This window comes from Clostridium uliginosum (assembly GCF_900112485.1).
Taxonomy (GTDB): domain Bacteria; phylum Bacillota; class Clostridia; order Clostridiales; family Clostridiaceae; genus Clostridium; species Clostridium uliginosum.
The window spans coordinates 29,922-49,510 of record NZ_FOMG01000031.1; the positions used below are offsets into that span (position 1 = coordinate 29,922).

Genomic DNA, 19,589 nt, shown 5'->3' on the forward strand with positions numbered 1-19,589 from the left:
CTATGTTTTTAACAATTCACATAAGGGGTGTACGGATTATGATATTAATAAAGGGTGCTGGAGATTTAGCTACAGGAGTCGCTAATAGATTAAAAAAATGTGGATTTAATATAGTTATGACAGAAATCTCAGAACCAACTACAGTAAGAAGAACGGTAGCCTTTTCACAAGCTGTGTATGACAAAGAAGTAGAAGCTGAAGGAATAACTGCAGTTCTTGCTTCTAAAAAAGAGGATATTAATAGAATTCTTAAAGATGGAAACATTGCAGTTATAGTAGATGAAGAAGCTAAAATTATAGATGAAATTAAGCCAGATATAATAATAGATGCTATATTAGCAAAGAAAAATTTAGGAACATATATTGAAGACGCTAAAATTGTAATTGCACTTGGACCAGGATTTACAGCTGGCGTTGATTGTCATTGTGTTGTTGAAACGAAAAGAGGACATTATCTTGGAAAGCCAATATATAGTGGAAGTGCTATACCTAATACAGGCGTACCTGGAGATGTTGGAGGATACACCAAAGAAAGAATAATCAGAGCTACAAATGATGGCAAAATATTGCCTATATCTAAAATAGGAGACTACGTAGAAAAAGGTGACATTGTAGCCTATGTTAATGAAACTCCAATTTTTGCAGAAATAAATGGTATAGTACGTGGAATGCTTCAAAAAAATATTAATGTATTTAAAGGAATGAAAAGTGGAGATATTGATCCAAGATGTGAGAAAAATCATTGCTTTACAATTTCAGATAAAGCTAGATCTATTGGAGGTGGCGTTTTAGAAGCAATTTTATATTTACAGAATACTTTAAAATAATTTAAACAAGATAATAATTTTACATGACTCTGTTTTAAAACTGTATTGATATTAAAATAGAGCATTTTACTTAATAAAAATTAGGAGGGATACTAAATGAATAAGATAATTGATGCAAAAGGTAAGAACTGTCCAATACCTGTAATAATGGCAAAGAAAGAAATTGATGGTGGAAATAATAGTTTTCTAGTTGAAGTTGATAATAAAATTGCTGTACAAAATCTTCAAAAGTTAGCTAATAGTCAAGATTTTATAACATCTTTAGAAGAAGGCAATGGCGTATTTAAAGTTTATTTCTCCAAAGATTGTGAAGAATGCAATGAAATATTGGCTAAACTAGAAGAAAATAAAAAGGACTTGGGTACATGGTCAGTATTTATTGGAAAAGATATTATCGGTGCAGGAAGTGAAGAGCTTGGAAAATCACTTATGAAAATGTACTTTTATACAATTTCAGAATCTGAGGATTTACCAAAATCAGTTTTATTTATGAATGATGGAGTAAAAGTTCCTACATTAAATGATCAAGCAATAGAGCATTTAAAAGATTTAGAAAAAAAAGGTGTTGAAATATTAGTCTGTGGTACATGTCTTAATTTTTATGGACTTGAGGAAGAGTTAAAGGTAGGAAAAGTAAGTAATATGTACGATATAACAAATTCTATGAAAGAAGCATCAAAGGTTATCACATTATAGATACCTAATGTGAAAATCATACTTATGTGTATAACGCCTCGAAATAAGGAACATGATTTTGTTCCGGTTTCTAAGGAATTTTGATGGGTGCTTCTAAGATCACAAGTTGTACCCAAAATGCTAGCCTCAAAGGCAAGCTTTGAACAAGCATATTTGGAACAACTTATAATCTAAGAAGTACAACCATAAAAATTCCTGATGAAACACTTCACAAAATAAGCTCCTTATTTCTAGTTGGGTATATTTTCACAGTATAAGTATAACTTAGAAGTTGGGTATCTATATAAAAAGTACCTGTACAGATTTTTTCATATCATTTAGTGATTTGTTACTTAAATTATTTAATGGGAGGATTCGTTATATGTCAAAAAATATAAAACTTACTAGTTTAACTAAAACTTCAGGATGTGCTGCAAAAATAGGTCCTGGTGTTCTTCATAATGTTTTAAGTAGTTTGCCTAAATTTGAAGATGCAAATTTACTTGTTGGATTTGATACTAATGATGATGCTTGTGTATATAAAATTAATGATAATACAGTAGTAATTCAAACAGTAGACTTCTTTCCACCAATGGTAGATGATCCATATATTTTTGGTCAGATTGCAGCTGCTAATGCGCTTAGTGATGTTTATGCAATGGGTGGAAATCCTGCAACAGCTATGAATTTACTTTGTTTCCCTTCTTGCTTAGATATATCAATTATGCATGACATACTTGCTGGTGGATATGACAAGGTTAAGGAAGCTGGTGCAGTAATTGCTGGTGGACATACTATAGCAGATCCAATTCCCAAATATGGACTTTGTGTAAGTGGATTTGCACATCCAAATGAAATTCTTTCAAATAGTAATGCAAAAACTGGCGATATACTTGTACTTACAAAACCATTAGGCATTGGAATAATGAATACTGCTGCCAAAGCAGAACTGTTAACTGAAACTAAAATTAAAGAAGTTACATCTATTATGTCTACACTAAATAAGTATGCTAAAGAATGTACTTTAGGACTACATGTTCATTCATGTACTGATATAACAGGGTTTAGTTTAATTGGTCATAGCTATGAAATGGCAAGTGGTAGTAACAAAACAATAGAGATTTTCAGTGATTCTGTACCTATTATAGATGGAGCACTAGATTACGCTAAAATGGGCATTATACCTGAAGGGATGTACAATAATCTTGATTATTTAAAAGATAAGTTTACTTTAGCTTCAAATATCCCACAGGAACTACAAGATGTGTTAATAGATCCACAAACATCAGGCGGATTATTGCTTTCACTTCCAGAAAAAAATGTTAAAGAGTTTCTATCAAGAAGTGAAAGATTCACTTCTTATGCAAAAGTTATTGGACAAGTTGTTGATAAAGGCGATAAACCTATAGTGATTAAATAATTATAGTATTATAAATAAATGGAGGGTATCATGAAATTACAAAAAAATTTACCGGAAATATTTGAAGAATTTGCTGAAGGAAGGAGAAATGCGTTCATTAAAGCTAAAGAACTTAAAGATAAGGATATACCACTAATCGGTGTATTTTGCACTTACTTTCCACAAGAGATAGCATTAGCTATGGGGGCTTCTACTGTTTCATTGTGTTCGACATCTGATGAAACTATTGCTGACGCGGAACAAGATCTTCCACGTAATTTATGTCCTTTAATAAAATCTAGTTATGGTTTTGCTAAAACTGATAAGTGTCCTTTCTTTTTCTTTTCAGATTTAATTGTTGGAGAAACAACTTGTGATGGTAAAAAGAAAATGTATGAATATCTTTCAGCGTTTAAACCTGTGCATGTTATGGAACTTCCAAATTCTCAAAGTGAAGCGGGACTTAAATTATGGAAAAATGAAATTATTAAATTGCAATCAACTTTAGAAGAAATGTTTAATGTAAAAATAACAGAAGATAATATAAGAAAAGCAATTAAAATAAAAAATAATGAACGTAAAGCATTGAAGAAATTTTATGAGCTTGGCAAAAAAGAGCCAGTTGCAATGTTAGGACAAGATTTGTTTAAAGTGATAAATGGAACAACATTTAGCTTTGATAAAGAAAAAATCCCCAAGCAAATGGATGAGTTAATTGAAAAGATTAATTCTGAATATGAAGCTGAAAAGAAATACGAATCTAAGCCTCGTATATTAATTACTGGTTGTCCTATTGGTGGTGCTACTGAAAAAGTTATTAAAGCAATTGAAGATAATGGTGCGTATGTAGTTGCCTTTGAAAATTGTAGTGTTGCAAAAGCTGTTGATGAATTAGTAGATGAAGAAAATCCTGATGTTTATGATGCTCTTTCTCGTAAATATTTATCCATTGGATGCTCTTGCATGACTCCTAATCCAAATAGAATTAAACTTCTTAATAGAATGATTAATGAATATAAAGTAGATGCTGTAGTTGATGTGATATTAACAGCTTGCCACACATACAATGTGGAAAGTTTATCAATTAAAAGATTTGTAAATAATGAAAAAAATAAACCTTATATGAGTGTTGAAACTGACTTTTCTATTAATGATATTGGACAATTAAATACTAGAATGGCTGCATTTATAGAGATGCTTTAATTTATATATGAATGCAGTTATTCTAGTATAAACGTTAAGAATATACGAGGTTATAAATTATGAGTAAATATACTTTAGGAATTGATTCTGGTTCAACAACTACAAAGGGTGCACTATTTGATGGTAAAACAATTGTTAAAACAATGATTGTAAAAACAGCTGCAAAACCAAAAGAAAGCATTTATAAAATTTATAATGAACTTTATTCTAAGGATGTAAAATACACTATATCGACAGGATATGGTAGAAATTTATTAAAAGAAGCTGACAAAATTGTGACTGAAATAACTTGTCATGCCCAAGGTGCAGTTTTCTTGAATCCTAGTATTAGAGGTGTTATAGATATAGGTGGACAAGATTCTAAAGTTATTTTGTTAGATAACTCATCAAATGTTGTAGATTTTCTAATGAATGATAAATGTGCTGCTGGAACTGGTAGATTTGTTGAAGTTATGATGAGAATTTTAGAAGAAGATATGACTAATATTGATGATTTCGTGAAAAATAGAAATCCAGTAAGCATATCTAGTATGTGTACTGTTTTTGCGGAAAGTGAAATTATTAGCCTTCTTGCAAGAGATGTTCATAGAGGTGATATTGCTCTTGGAATCATTCATTCAATTTGCAGACGAACAGCTAATTTTGCCCAAAAACTAAACTTACAAGGTGATATATTCTTTAGTGGTGGACTTGCATCTTCTGAAACTTTTAGAATAGCCCTTGAAAGTTACCTTAATAAAAAAGTATTAACTAATGCTTTAAGTCAGTATGCAGGTGCAATTGGTGCAGCTACTATTGGATATAGAAAAATTAAATAAAAAATGATGAAAGGAATTATACAAGAATCAATTGGGATGTATAATTAAAAAATTAATATAAATGAAGATAAACTTAATTTTACTAGCATCAGGGAATAGTAATAGATTTAAAAGCAATAAATTATTAACTACAGTTAATAATAAACCAATGTATATGAATGTGGTAGAAAAGATTTTAAAATTAAATTTTAATAAAATAATTTTAGTTACTCAATATGAAGAAATTAAAGTAGCCTTGTTTGAAAAAACTATTCAAGTTGTTATGAATAAAAATAGTGAACTTGGAATATCTCATTCTATTAAACTTGGAATTCAAAGGGACATGGAAGCAGATGCTTATATGTTTATGGTATGTGATCAACCATTTATTTCATTAATGAGTATAGAAATATTAATTGATAGATTTATAAAAAGTCATAAGGGAATGGCTTGTGTTGAACATAAAGGCAACCTTGGAAATCCAACTATATTTTCTAAAAAATATAAAAATGAACTATTCAGTTTAAAAGGTGATATTGGTGGAAAGGCTGTTATGAAAAAGCACCTTGATGATTTAGAAAAAGTCTCTATTATTAATGAAGTAGAAATGATGGACATTGATACTAAAGAGGAATTGGAGAATGCATCTTATATTTATAATAAGGCACATTCAAAAAAATAATAGACCAGTATGCTTGTCTATTATGCGTCATACTGCGTCGGCAAATCCAGCTAATAGCTGCTATTAACTGAACTTGCCTCCTTGCCTGACATGGAGTGATTGTTAGGTTTAGGTGGAGTTTGCTTATAAAAATAGATATACGAGGTGAGATAATATGAAAAAGAATTTTTATAGGAATCTTTTTAATAGACTAAATTTTAATGGAGAAGCATTTGTAGTAACGGTTACAAAAGGAATATACAATGGGAGCAGTATCGTAGGGCAAAAGTTATTAAAAAGTAAAGAAAGTATCTTTATAGAAAATGATAATATTGTAGATTTTTGGAATGGAATTTTAAATAGTGTGGATTTTAATAAAGGTACCTATATATTAGGGTTAGAAAATGGAATAGAATTATTTATAGAATATGTTATAGGAAAACCTGACTTGGTTATTTGTGGAGGTGGCCACATTGCAATGCCTTTATGTAAAATGGGAAAGATGTTGGAGTTTAATACAACTATAATTGATAATAGAGAAGAGTTTGCAAATAAATCGAGATTTCCTATGGCAGATAATATTTTATGTAAAGATTTTAATGAAGCATTTAAGGAAATAAAATTTAATAAAAATACTTATTTTGTTATAGTTACGAGAGGACATAAAGACGATAAAAAGTGTTTAGAAACAATACTTCAAAATGATTTTTATTACGTTGGAATGATTGGAAGCAAAAGTAAAGTAGCTTTTATAATAAATAACATGTTAGAGCATGGATATACAAAAGAAGATATTGCTAAAGTACACACACCAATTGGTCTTAAGATAGGTGCTAAGACTCCAGCAGAAATAGCTATAAGTATTTTAGGTGAAATTATTGAAGTTAAAAATGAAAAGCCAATTAGTAATATAGAGAGTGATATTTTTAATGGAATCTTCAAAAGAGATCAGCTTATGATTCTAGCAACAATAATAGAAAAACATGGTTCAGGTCCTAGAGGGGTTGGAACTAAGATGCTTATATATAAAAACAAAGATTTTATTGGAACTGTTGGTGGTGGGAGCATAGAAAATGCAGTATATGAAAAAGCATTAGAGCTTATTGAAACTAAAAAATCTATTCTAGAGGAGTATGATTTATCAAACTCTGCATCAGCAAAACTTGGTATGGCTTGTGGAGGATCTGTAAAAGTACTCTTTGAGTTTATTGAATAATATAAATACATTCTTTATTTATGGTTATTTAAAATTAATGTAGTATAATTATATATTATAGAAAAGAATAAAGCATATGCAAGAAAATAAGTAAGCATACTGAATTGTTATTTTCTTGCATATGCCTAATGTGTAAAGAAGTTAGTATAAGGCACAATCAAAAAAATAACAAGTCCATCTGCCAGACTATCTTCCATCATCCTGCGTCAGTAAAATGCCATAATAGGCCCGCTATGATGGCACTTTACTTCCTTGCCTGATGAAAAATATTCATGGCAGTTTTGGACTTGTTATTTATTTTTATGTGCCTAACAATTATAAATAAAGGAGTATATCTTAATGAAGAAGAATTTTAATATAGATGAATTTCTAGTAAAGTATCCACAGGCTAAGGAAACAATCTCAAAAAATAATATTAATATTGATAATCTTAGAGAAATTTATGAAGATTATATAGACTATAAAAACTCATATGAAAATCAAGCAGAATTTATAGCTAATATATTACGTTCACAAAAAATGGTACATTCAGTTAAGTCTAGGATTAAGGATCCAGATAGATTAGTAGAAAAGGTTATAAGAAAGACAGAAGATAGAAAAGGTAAATATGGTGATGAGTTTGAGTTTACAGTAGATAACTATAAAAATGAAATAAATGATTTAATAGGAATAAGGGTTATACATATATTTAAGGATCAGTGGCAAGAAATACATGAATTTATTTTAAAAACTTGGAAGGTTATAGAGATAACCGCAAATGTTAGGGATGGGGATAATATAAGGGTTTTTGAAGATCCTAGTATTGAAGTAAGGTCAAAAGCTTCAGGATATCGTTCAGTACATTATTTAGTAGAATTTTATCCAACTAGCCAAAAGGTTATAGCAGAAATACAAGTTAGAACAATTTTTGAAGAGGGGTATGGGGAAATAGACCATAGGTTAAGATATTCACATAATGAAATCCCGGAAATTCTTCAATCTAATTTGTTATTATTTAATAGAATTGTAGGAAGTGCAGATGAAATGGCATCATTAATTAATAACCTTAGTAAGGAATGGGGAGAAAAGGAAGTAAATTATAAAAAGATAATAGAAGAACAGGAAGCTGAGATAAATAGATTGAAACATAAGGTGACATGGATAGATGTAGAAAATAATAAATAGAAGAAAATATTATATATAATTAAAACATCGGCAGTATTAGAGTAAATACTGTCGATGTTTTTTTAATGTCCATAGTTGAGCTGGTTATATATTGTCTATATTTCATTGAAAATGGAAAGCATATTTAGAAAGTGGAATAAGTTAGCTATTTATATATTGTTTATATATTATTTATAAAAAAATTATACATGACTTTTATAATGAAACTAAGCTAATAATAAACAATTTTAAAGATTACAAGTTTATAGATTAATAGCTAAAAAATAAAGGGAGATGCTAAATATGAAAAGTAAAAAAATTAAGACAATAATGGTTACTGCATTAACTGGATGTATGTTATTATCAGTTACTGTAGCTGCATCAGCAAATGGAGTTTCAGGATATGAAACATATAAAAGTGCAGCAAAAAATATAGCAGTTACGAGCAATGGTACATTATCAACATCATTTGAAGTAAAGGACAATGGAAATACTAACATTTCAGGAACTAACGTAGAAAAGCTTGAAGGTGCTAATAATTCTTCAAGTACAAAAATTAAAATTGGTGATGTTACAAAAGAAACTGAAACAAGTAGAATAGATGGTAAAACTATTGTAAAAGATGGGGAAAATTATTCTTCTAGAACTAATAATGATAAAATGAAAAATGATAAAATTGAGAAAAAATTTGATGCTTCATCAAGTAAAGCCAAACTAGGAGAAATGGTTTTAGACACTTTAGTTGGAGATGTTAAAAATCAATTTGTTGTAGATGGAGATACAATTAGTGTAAATCTAGAGGGTGCACAAATTCCGGAACTTGCTAAATTAGCTATTTCAGCAGCTGCTGAAGAGGGAAATAGTAAAAAGGATAATAAAGATGAATCTGGAAAAGATGGATTAAAAGAAGCATTAAAGAGTATACCAAATTTGAAAAATATAGATGTTAAATCATTAAGCATGACTGCAAAAGTAAATGGAAGCACATTAACAGAAAATGACTTTAAAATTGTAATTACTGGTGATGATGAAAGTGGTGTTTCACATGAAATCGAAGTATCTGTAAATAATACAATTAGTGATGTGAATTCAACAAAAGCAGATTCAATTGATACAACAGGTAAGCAAGTACAAGCTATACAAAATAAAGAGAATAATAGAAAACACTAAAATAATATTAAAGAATATATAAATAAATAGCAAAATTTAGCTATATTTTTGATGTACATTGGAGATACTCCAGATGTAGTTAAGTATAAAAACTGTCTCAAAGTTTAATTTGGAAATAAAATAGATTTTTCATTTATTAACTTTGAGACAGTTATTTTTAAGAGAAGAGGAGGAAATTAGTATGGCACCTGTACTTAAAGTGAATGAGTTAACAAAGACATACAAAAATGGTCGTGGAATTATTGATATATCCTTCGAAATCGAAAAAGGAGATATTTTCGGTTTACTTGGTCCAAATGGTTCGGGAAAAACTACTACTATGAAAATTATCACTGGCTTGTCATATGCAGACAAGGGAAGTGTTCAAATATTGGGATATGATTCTTTAGAAGAAAGTTCAAAGGTATTAAAAGAAATTGGATGCCTTATTGAGGCACCGGCAATTTATGATTATCTTACAGCTAGAGAAAATCTAAAACTTGCAGCAAATTATTATGCAGAAATTAAAGCGCCAAGAATAGATGATATGCTTACACAAACAGGATTAATAAAATATGCTAATGAGAAGGTAAAAAACTTTTCTCTTGGAATGAAGCAACGATTAGGGCTTGCTCTAGCATTAATATCTAAACCTAAATTAGTGATTTTAGATGAACCCACTAATGGATTAGATATAGAAGGAACTGTAGATATTAGAGAAATCATAATTAAACAAGCAAAACTTGGTACAACATTTCTTGTTTCAAGTCATATTTCTCATGAAATAGAACTTATGTGTAATAAAGTTGGCATTGTAAAAGAAGGAAAACTATTAAAGGTAACATCAATGAAAAATGCACTAGATGAATGTGAAACTTTAGAAAAATATTTTCTTAAACATGTTGGTAGAAAGGGTGAAGATGTATGAATGCAATAAAAAACGGAATAATTAATGAAAGTACAAAACTATTTAAAAGAAGTAAGTACAAAATATTATTAATTTGTATTGGAATATTAACTATAGCCCTAGGACTAATAAGTAATTTTACACGAGGTTTAATTAATGTTTCATTATCTAATCTACCGTTAAATGTATTATCAATATTGACTAATATTTTGATTCCTCTAGTTATTTTTATGGCAGTTGCTGATTTATTTGCAGCAGAACAAGAAAATGGAACAATTAAAGGCATAATAACAAGACCTATAAGCAGAAATGAAATTCTTATTTCTAAGTTGATATCTATTTTGATTTATGTAACAAGCATTTTAATAGTAACATTTGTAATAGGCTTAGTTATGGGAATATTCTTTGGAAGAACACAAATAATAAATATCCCAGAGATTTTTATAGCATATGTTGTATCAATAGTACCTATAATACCAACAACTCTTCTTTCAATACTAATATCACAATTATCAAAAAGTAGCTCTTCTTCAGTAATGCTTTCAGTCCTAATTTATATTATAATTATATTACTCGGAATAATTGTTCCTTCAATATCACCAATGATATTTATTTCATATACAAATTGGTATAAACTTTTTATTGGAGCTCAAATGCCAATAAAATCAATTTTAACAATTGTAGGATTGCTCATGGGATATTCATTAGTATTCTTTTCAGGAGCATATGCATTATTTGAAAAGAAGGAATATTAATATATCTAGGAGGATACCTTACTATGATGATAAAAAAGCGTCTTTTTATTTCTAATATTCTTATGCTAGTAGTTCCAGCAATATTAATAGTAGCTATTGCAGGAGGAGTGCTTGAAGGTTTTGTGGAAATATATGGTAAAAAGATAAAAGTTTTAGATGATAATAATGGAACTTATTATGTACAGAAAGCTTTAAATTCCTATAGCAAAAACTTAAAAGATTATAATAAACAAAATCAAGAAGATAGGAAGATTGAAGAAGTTCTTAAAGAAGTAGGATATAATTTAATAATTACCAGTAATGAAGAAACAATCTTTTCAAATTTAACTGATGAAGATAAAAATTCTATTTCTAAAGTAAAAAGTGATATGCTTTCTTCATCAGATTCAATAGTACTTGAAGTTAACTCTGTTTGTTTAGTTAAAAATACTTTTATAAAAGATGATAAAACTATTAATATGATTGCCATTAGATCAAATGTTTTAATGGGTAGAGAACATATGAAAGCTGAGGTTAAAGCTTTTTTTGTTAGTTATATGGGAATTGTATTTGTAATAGCATTATTTATTATTGTATTAACAAATGGTATACTATCATCACGTTTAGCTAAGAGTTTAATTGAACCTTTAGATTTATTAAGTTATGGTGCAGGGCAAATTGAAGAAGGTAACCTTGATTTTAAAATGAATTATAAAGGAAAGGATGAATTTTCAAAGGTTTGTGCTGACTTTGATAAAATGAGAATTAGATTGAAAGAATCTGTTAAAATGCAATTAAAATATGAAGAAAATAGAAAAGAATTAGTTGTAGGAATATCTCATGATTTACGTACTCCGTTAACAACAATTAAGGGATATGTGAAAGGATTAAAAGATGGTGTTGCGAGTACTCCTGAAAAATGTGAAAGATATCATGATATTATATACAATAAAGCTTGTGATATGGATATGCTAGTTGATAAATTGTTTTTATTCTCTAAATTAGATACAGGAAAATTTCCTTTCAATTTTCAAAAAGTATATTTCAATGAATTTTTAAGAAGTTTCTTTAAACGTGCTATAGATGAATTTGAAAGAAAAGGACTTAAGTTATTTTATGAAAATAGTTGTAATGATGATATTTTGATTAATATTGACTCTGAAGAAATGAATAGAGTTTTGGTGAACATACTTGAAAATAGCGTGAAATATAAAGTTAAGGATTATGGAAATGTAAATGTCACAGTAAATAAACAAGAAGATAGTATTGTTTTAAGGATTAAGGATGATGGACCAGGAGTTTTAGAAGAGAATCTTTCACGTTTATTTGTTAGTTTTTATAGAGGAGATGCAGCAAGAACTAATCCAAGTGAAGGTAGTGGACTTGGACTTTCTATATCGGAATATATAGTAAAGGCACATGGTGGTACAATTACTGCTGAAAACATGGATGGACTTGCAATTACAATAACTTTACCAATTAGTGGGCAACATGAAATGCGCGAAGAAAATATTTAATATATATAAGTTCTAATTAAGATTCTACAGTTAATTTATTATACAGTAATGAAATATATGTAGTATCTTTAATAGAACATATATATGTATTTTAATTAGTTTGATAAAGGCATAATGAGGGAGAAAAAATGAGAAGAATATTAATTATAGAAGATGATAAACTTATTGCAGAATTAGAGAGAGATTATCTTGAAATAAATGGATTTGAAATAGAGATAGCAATGAATGGAGATAAGGGATTAGAGCTTGCATTAAATAAGGAATTTGATTTAATACTTCTGGATTTAATGCTTCCTAGTAAAGATGGATTTCAGATTTGCAGAGAAATAAGAAATAGTAAAGAGATACCTATATTAATGGTTACAGCAAAAAAAGAGTCTATAGATAAGATTAGAGGACTTGGAATTGGCGCAGATGACTATATTGTTAAGCCTTTTGATCCTAGCGAACTTGTAGCTAGAGTAAACGCACATCTTTCTCGTTATGATAGATTAACATCAGTGAAAAAAAATGATGAGCTAGAGCTTGGAGCTATAACTTTTGGAAGGTTAAAGATATTAACAAAGGCATGGAGAGTATATGTCGATGACAAAGAAGTGAAATTTGCAAATAAAGAATTTGAATTGTTATTATTCTTAGCTACTAATCCTAATATTGTATTTTCAAAAGCCACTCTTTTAGATAGAATTTGGGGCCTAGATTGTTTTGGTGATGTTGCCACTGTTACAGTGCATATTAATAGAATACGAGAAAAGATTGAAAAAGATAGTAGTAACCCTAAATTCATAGAAACTGTATGGGGTGCAGGCTATAGATTTAAAATATAACTATGGGTGGTAGGAGGTAAGTTCAGTTGATAGACTAGCTATTAGTTGAATTTGCCGATGCAGTATCACGACAAATAGACAAGCATACTGGTCTATTATTTTTTTGAATGTGACTAAGATTGAAATTAAAAACAGCAGAGCAAACAATGGAACTAAGTTCAACACAGTGTGTAATGTCCCATAAGTAAGATGCCTCACCTTTAACATAGTTACTTAATGTATCTTCAATTAAAGTTTTTATTGAAGATATGCTATTTAAAGTGAAATGAATATTGTTTGAGTTGTTTTGAAATTGATTTTTTAGAATATCAAAATTTTTAAACAAATATTTTTGAAAGTCACGCTCATATTTTAAATGATATGGAATATTACCAATTGAGCCAGATATGTGAGAATAACAACAAAAATCGCAAATATAATGAACAACTATCCCTAGTTGCATTGAATAATACCCATTAAATTTTTTGACTGAAAGAAGCTTTTCTATCTTTTCATTAATATATCCAAGAGATTTTTGCATATAATGAGGATGAGTTTTAACATGCCAACTTTGATCAATCATTACAAGACCAAAATTAAACATGAACTTAGAAAATCCTTTGGGAATAGTATTTTTGTTTTTAATGAAGGATAATTCTGCTAATTTAACATGAGTTTTTACTTTCATAAATAATCGCTCCTTTGGAGTATAATAAATTTTCTATACAAATAAATTAAGCATAGAAATATTAAGGTCTGATTTAATTTTAAAGGAGTGTTATAAATTTGTTATAAATTAAATATAAACAATCTATAAATTTATTAAACTAAGACGCTATTTTAAAACATAGCTTAAACTAAAATTAAATTTTAAAAACCATACTTTTATATTCTAGGAGTGTGGTTTTTTTTATGTCTCTTAAAGAAATTTTTTAGAAAGTTTAAGCATAATATTAAGTATAAGTAATATTAGGAGTTAAATATGGCTAATTTACAGAAGTGTGCTTTATATTATACAGATGCCCCTGATTTTTTAGTTGAATATAGAGGTAACTTCAAAGAGCAAATAGATAAAGTATCTTATGCTTGTGGAGATACTATTACTAAAACTATTGGTGTTGTGACAGTATATTATAAAGATTTAGATAAACTTTTAAAGGATGTACCATCAATTATATTCATTGAATTTAGAGTTATGTATGTATTACAAGAAATATCCCCATCTGCTGTAGATAATATAACTGCTATTAAGAATAACCCTTATTTAGGCTTAACAGGTAGAGGAGTTTTAATAGGCATGGTTGATACTGGAATAGATTATTTAAATCAGGAGTTTATTAGAGAAGACGGCACCTCTAGAATAGTTAGTATATGGGATCAAACTATTCGTAATAGTACTAATACATCTTTATATGTTGGTGAGACTTATTCAAATGAACAAATCAATAATGCAATTAATGCTCATAAAAACAAAGGAGATTCGTATCAAATTGTGCCTTCAAAGGATGAGGTAGGTCATGGAACTGAGGTAGCTGGAATCATAGGGGCAAGAGGATATAATAAAGAATTTCAAGGAGTTTCACCTGATAGTGATTTTGTAATTGTTAAACTTCTTGAATCTACTAACTTTGGAAATATATTAAAAGGAAATGGAGTTAAATACACACCAGTTTATAATGCTTCTGAGATTTTAGCAGGAATAGAATATCTAAAAAATTTTTCTTTAAAAGTAAAAAAACCTATGGTTATATGTTTAAATGTTGGCAGTACGGAAGGAAGCCATGATGGCAGTAATTTGCTTTCGAAATATTTAACAACTGTTGGTAGTATTAGAGGAATAGTTTTAGTTACAGGAGTTGGAAATGAAGGAGCAGCAGAAGGACATGCTTCGGGTTATATTAAAAATGTACATGATATAGATAAAATAGAATTAAAAATACCTAGAGAAATGAAATATTTTTCTTTAAATATATTGGTTGAAAAACCTAATAAGATGTCTTTAAATGTAATTTCTCCAACAGGAGAAGAATCTGGGTTCATTCAATCAAAAATAAATAAAATAGAAAATCTTAAATTTGTTTTTTCAGATACTAACATGTCTGTTAGATATTATCTTCCTGAACATTTTACAGGACAGGAAGTAATAAATGTTGTTTTTACTGATATAAAACCTGGAATATGGGAGTTTCAGCTAATTGGAGATTATATAACTGATGGTAGATATAATATATGGCTTTCACCTCAAAGCACATTACCAGAAGATACAAAATTCCTTAAACCAGATCCATTTATTACATTAACAGTTCCAGCTACTGCTAGAAAAACAGTTACAGTAGCTTATTATGGTAGTTATAATGAATCTTTAGTTTCTTCCTCAGGAAGAGGTTTTAATACTAATAATTTAATTAATCCTGATATTGCTACAATAGGAATAAATGTTTTAACCACCACAGTTGCAGGAAAAAATACTACTGCTTCAGGTAGTTCTGCAGCAACCGCAATAGTAGCAGGAGCTTGTGCTCTTTTATTGCAGTGGGGGATTATTGATGGAAATGATACAACTATGTATTCTACAAAGGTTAGAAGTTATTTACTGTATGGAGCTTACAGAAACCCTATATATAAATTCCCGAGTAGAGAAATTGGTTATGGAAATTTTGATTTATTAGGCACATTTAATATTATTAGTAGGAAATATAGAGGATATATAGAAGATAGTTTCATTGAATACAATGTTAATAATTTATTTATAAGATTACCAAAGGAAATGGAGGAAAGTTTAAATGAATAGACAAGGTACTACTCCAGAAAATATTTTTAGTGATATAAATTATGATCATTATATTGTTCAATACCAAGGTGAGATTGATGAGGAATTTTTAAAAAAATCAGGGTATTATATTACAATAATTAATGATAAGTATGCAATATTAACATTACAGAAAAATATGAAAATTAATCTTGATGACTTAATTCACGCATCTATTGTATATGTTAAATCTGTAGAAGTATATACTCTTCAAGAAATTTCACCAATTGAAGCGTCTCAAGCTAGAGCATTACAATTGGACTTACCTTTAAAGCTAACTGGGAAAGGGGTTATAGTAGGAATTATAGATTCAGGTATTGATTATTTGAATGAGGAATTTATGACATCTAGTGGAGAAACTAGAATTGAAAATATTTGGGATCAAACAATAAACTCTACTGAAAAAGATGAAATTAATAAAATGCCATTTGGAACTGTATATACAAAAAGTAAAATACAAGAGGCTATAGCAGCTTATAAGAAAGGAGAATCACCTTATGCAATAGTTCCAAGTAAAGATGAAATTGGACATGGGACAAAGATGGCTGGAATAATTGGGGCTACAGGCAAAAACTCAGATTTAAAAGGAGTTGTTCCTGATTGTGAATTTGCAGTTGTAAAGTTAATAGAGGATTTTTCATATGAATCTCAGTTTGATATAAAAGTTCCTGTTTTTAATATAACATCTATTTTTGCTGCTATAGAATTTTTACATCAATATGCAATAATGACATCTAAACCAATGGTCATATATCTTCCACTTGGAACTAATTCAGGTAATCATAAAGGAGATGGTATTTTAGAAGAATATATAGAATCAATATCTATAAATAGAGGTATAGTTGTGGTAACTGGATCGGGAAACGAGAGAGCAAGAGGTAGTCACACTTCTGGCATTATACCTGAAGTCGGAGGGACAAGTACAATAGAGCTAGATGTATCAACAGAACAGAAATATTTGTGGGCGGAGGTTTGGGTTGATGTACCTAATATAATGACTTTAAATATAGTTTCTCCTTCAGGAGAAGATACTGGTATAATCCCAGCTGTAATTAATTCTATTGAGTATTATACTTTTATATTTGAAAAAACATCAATAACAGTTAATTTTTATTTACCAGAAGAAAATACTGGAGATGAATTAATACGCATTAGTTTTTATAATGTACAACCAGGTATATGGAAAATCACGTTAATTGCAAACTCTGTTTTAGATGGAAAGTATAATGTTTGGATACCGCAACAAGGAATAACAATTGGAGAGACTCACCTTAGTCCATCCGATCCATATGGCACAATAACTAATCCAGGTACCTCAAGGAGTATAATTACTGTAGCAGCCTATAATCAAAACAATAACAATTTGGTTAATTACTCAGGTATGGCATTTGCCAATGACTATATTGATGTAATAGATATTGCAGCAGGGGGAGTAAACGCATTAACTGTAGCCCCTAATAATCAAATTGCTACTGTTAATGGAACTAGTGTATCTGCTACGATAGTTGTCGGAACTTGCGCTATGTTACTTGAATGGGGAATTATTGATGGTAATGATCCTTATATGTATTCTCAAACCATTAAAACATACCTTGTAAGAGGAACTACCAAAAGAGTTGGTGATATATATCCTAATCCACAATGGGGATATGGAATTTTAAATGTACTTGGTATATTTCAGAACATGAGATAAGGCATATTCTGAAATATAACAAGTAAGTATTCTAGTCTATTTTGCATCTTTGACTCATTATTTTATTTAATATATCTAATTTGAAAAGCATTAGTTAAAACACATTGTCTGTAAATGTCTTTTAATATTAAGAGTAATTAATTTGTAAACCAATAAATGTTTTGTAACTATTTAACACAAGTTGCATAGCAAAAGTGAATTAAATGATGCATACACTAAGTAAAAAGAGATAGTCTATTCAGAACATTATATTCATGTGTTGAAAAATGTCGAATATATGTTAACATTAATGCATGGACAATGTTGTAATAAATTTAAATATATTAAGAAAGACTAATTAAAAACCATTATATTAAAATTGTTACATATATCCAAATAAGGATTAACGAAGGAGAAAAACTAATGAAGAATGCTTTTTTAAGAAAGACAATAGGAATGGTTGTTGTAGCGGCAACAATTACTACTTTAGCTCCATTAGGAGTATCTGCACAGTGGAAACAATCTACTGATAATACCTGGAGTTATGCAGAAGGAAACAAAAATGTTAAAGGATGGAAAAAAATTAATGATAATTGGTACTACTTCGATTCAACTGGTAAAATGAAGACAGGCTGGTTGAAAGATTGCGGTAATTGGTACTATAATGATAACTCAGGCTCAATGAAGACAGGTTGGGTAAAAGACAATGGCACTTGGTACTATAATGATAATTCGGGAGCAATGAAAACAGGGTGGATTAATGATAATAACACCTGGTATTATATGGATAAATCAGGAGCAATGCAAACAGGTGTTGTTAAAACAGGTGGAAAGATATATTCACTAGATAAATCAGGAGCAATGCAAACTGGAAAAATTAAAATTGGAAATAAAGACTGTACGTTTGCTACAAATGGTGAAGTAACAGGAAATAATATTCCTAATTGTGATAGAGACTTTGATAAAACAGATAATACAATAACATCAGATCAACCTCAAAACGATCAAAACTCTAATGGGACAAGCAATACAACGACAAATAATCAAGAATCTGTTAGTAACAGTGGTACAACAACAAATAGTGGTACAATAACAACACCAAATAGTGATACAACAATAAATAGTAGTACAACAATACCAAATAGCGGTACAGCAACAATAAATAGTGGTACAACACCAAATAGTGGAACAACAACAAATACAACTCAAGACATAAATTCTACAAATGGTGATACAGTAAGTGTAAGTGGTTTAAATAAGTTACCACAAACCTACGCTATTAGTATACAAAGTAGTGCTGAAAATAAAATTCTTGAGTTACTAAATCAAAAGAGAGTAGAGGCTGGTTTAAAACCATTAACTATGGACAACACTTTACTACAAGTAGCAAGATATAAGAGTGATTGTATGATACAATACAAATATTTCGATCATACAAATCCTGATGGAACTAAATGGTTTGATTGGTTAAAAACAATAGGATACACATATAATGCAACAGCAGAAAATATTGCATATAATACTTATGATCCAGTTGAATTATTTAATCAATGGTGGAATTCACCAGGACATAAAGCTAATATGATGAACGCTTCATATAATAAAATTGGTATAGGCGTTATATACGATAAAACTAACAACAAATACATGGGAACACAAACATTCTCAAATTAAATAAAATATTTAGGCTGTTTTAATATACAAATGATATAAGATAAACAAAAAAATAGAAATAACATTTATTAAAGAAGACTAGAAAAATTTCGCTAATAGTTTCTAACATTTGAAGTTGTACCCATAAAAGACTGCTCCCAATACAAGATTGGGACAATCATTTATGGAACAATTTCAAATAAATAAACTCTAAGCTTATTTTTCAATGCTTCGTCCACAAATGTTATTTCTATTTTTATTTTCACAAAAATTCATATTAGGCATATGAAAAAAATAACAAGTTAAAGATGCAAATACACTAGCATACTGACCAATGTCATTTAGATAAGGATTTATCCTTGTCAAGATCATCTAAGGATATTGAAAATATTCTTAGGTGACTTTTTTGTCTTACTATACA

General features: G+C 29.1%; 17 protein-coding genes. 16 read left to right on the top strand and 1 reads right to left on the bottom strand.

Annotated elements, in window-relative coordinates:
• Nucleotides 1-38 precede the first annotated feature (38 nt).
• The 13 genes from yqeB (at nt 39) to BM027_RS15530 (ending at nt 13,055) form a co-directional block, all read left to right on the top strand.
• Nucleotides 39-827, top strand: coding sequence for a selenium-dependent molybdenum cofactor biosynthesis protein YqeB (gene yqeB, locus BM027_RS15470; RefSeq protein ID WP_090093815.1), 789 nt, complete (start codon nt 39-41; stop codon nt 825-827).
• Between the two features lie 96 nt (nt 828-923).
• The gene (gene yedF / locus BM027_RS15475) at nt 924-1,523 is read left to right on the top strand and encodes a sulfurtransferase-like selenium metabolism protein YedF (RefSeq protein WP_090093817.1); all 600 of its coding nucleotides are present in this window, start codon (nt 924-926) and stop codon (nt 1,521-1,523) included.
• A 361-nt stretch (nt 1,524-1,884) separates the two neighbouring features.
• Nucleotides 1,885-2,922, top strand: a complete 1,038-nt coding sequence (gene selD, locus BM027_RS15480; RefSeq protein WP_090093819.1) for a selenide, water dikinase SelD — start codon at nt 1,885-1,887, stop codon at nt 2,920-2,922.
• A gap of 30 nt (nt 2,923-2,952) precedes the next feature.
• Complete coding sequence (locus BM027_RS15485) at nt 2,953-4,104, top strand: double-cubane-cluster-containing anaerobic reductase (RefSeq protein WP_090093821.1); 1,152 nt, start codon at nt 2,953-2,955, stop codon at nt 4,102-4,104.
• Nucleotides 4,105-4,163: 59 nt separating this feature from the next.
• Nucleotides 4,164-4,922 carry an acyl-CoA dehydratase activase gene (locus BM027_RS15490; RefSeq protein WP_090093823.1) on the top strand — a complete coding sequence of 253 codons (759 nt, stop codon included), beginning with the start codon at nt 4,164-4,166 and terminating at the stop codon, nt 4,920-4,922.
• A 61-nt stretch (nt 4,923-4,983) separates the two neighbouring features.
• Nucleotides 4,984-5,583 carry a nucleotidyltransferase family protein gene (locus tag BM027_RS15495; RefSeq protein ID WP_090093826.1) on the top strand — a complete coding sequence of 200 codons (600 nt, stop codon included), beginning with the start codon at nt 4,984-4,986 and terminating at the stop codon, nt 5,581-5,583.
• A gap of 154 nt (nt 5,584-5,737) precedes the next feature.
• On the top strand, nt 5,738-6,778 hold the full coding sequence (locus tag BM027_RS15500) for an XdhC family protein (protein WP_090093828.1): 1,041 nt from the start codon (nt 5,738-5,740) through the stop codon (nt 6,776-6,778).
• 339 nt (nt 6,779-7,117) lie between these two features.
• A complete protein-coding gene (locus tag BM027_RS15505) occupies nt 7,118-7,942 on the top strand; it encodes a RelA/SpoT domain-containing protein (protein ID WP_090093830.1) in 825 nt (274 codons plus the stop codon).
• Between the two features lie 282 nt (nt 7,943-8,224).
• Complete coding sequence (locus BM027_RS15510) at nt 8,225-9,091, top strand: hypothetical protein (RefSeq protein ID WP_090093832.1); 867 nt, start codon at nt 8,225-8,227, stop codon at nt 9,089-9,091.
• Nucleotides 9,092-9,272: 181 nt separating this feature from the next.
• Complete coding sequence (locus BM027_RS15515) at nt 9,273-9,998, top strand: ABC transporter ATP-binding protein (protein ID WP_090093834.1); 726 nt, start codon at nt 9,273-9,275, stop codon at nt 9,996-9,998.
• Nucleotides 9,995-10,732, top strand: a complete 738-nt coding sequence (locus BM027_RS15520; RefSeq protein ID WP_090093836.1) for an ABC transporter permease — start codon at nt 9,995-9,997, stop codon at nt 10,730-10,732. Before BM027_RS15515 ends, BM027_RS15520 begins: the two co-directional genes overlap by 4 nt.
• 23 nt (nt 10,733-10,755) lie before the next feature.
• Entirely contained in the window at nt 10,756-12,228 is a 1,473-nt protein-coding gene (locus tag BM027_RS15525; RefSeq protein ID WP_090093838.1) for a sensor histidine kinase, read from the top strand.
• 128 nt (nt 12,229-12,356) lie between these two features.
• Nucleotides 12,357-13,055 (top strand): response regulator transcription factor, encoded by a 699-nt coding sequence (locus tag BM027_RS15530; protein WP_090093840.1) that lies wholly within the window; start codon nt 12,357-12,359, stop codon nt 13,053-13,055.
• Nucleotides 13,056-13,089: 34 nt separating this feature from the next.
• On the opposite strand, the gene BM027_RS15535 is transcribed toward BM027_RS15530, so the two are convergent.
• Nucleotides 13,090-13,722 carry a zinc dependent phospholipase C family protein gene (locus BM027_RS15535; RefSeq protein WP_090093842.1) on the bottom strand — a complete coding sequence of 211 codons (633 nt, stop codon included), beginning with the start codon at nt 13,720-13,722 and terminating at the stop codon, nt 13,090-13,092.
• A 294-nt stretch (nt 13,723-14,016) separates the two neighbouring features.
• Here BM027_RS15535 and BM027_RS15540 point away from each other — a divergent pair, with 294 nt between their 5' ends.
• From BM027_RS15540 to BM027_RS15550, 3 genes are all read left to right on the top strand, one after another.
• Nucleotides 14,017-15,825, top strand: a complete 1,809-nt coding sequence (locus BM027_RS15540; RefSeq protein ID WP_090093846.1) for a S8 family peptidase — start codon at nt 14,017-14,019, stop codon at nt 15,823-15,825.
• Nucleotides 15,818-17,536 carry a S8 family peptidase gene (locus BM027_RS15545; RefSeq protein WP_090093848.1) on the top strand — a complete coding sequence of 573 codons (1,719 nt, stop codon included), beginning with the start codon at nt 15,818-15,820 and terminating at the stop codon, nt 17,534-17,536. Before BM027_RS15540 ends, BM027_RS15545 begins: the two co-directional genes overlap by 8 nt.
• A gap of 402 nt (nt 17,537-17,938) precedes the next feature.
• Nucleotides 17,939-19,189 (top strand): CAP domain-containing protein, encoded by a 1,251-nt coding sequence (locus BM027_RS15550; RefSeq protein ID WP_090093850.1) that lies wholly within the window; start codon nt 17,939-17,941, stop codon nt 19,187-19,189.
• The last annotated feature ends 400 nt before the right edge of the window (nt 19,190-19,589 follow it).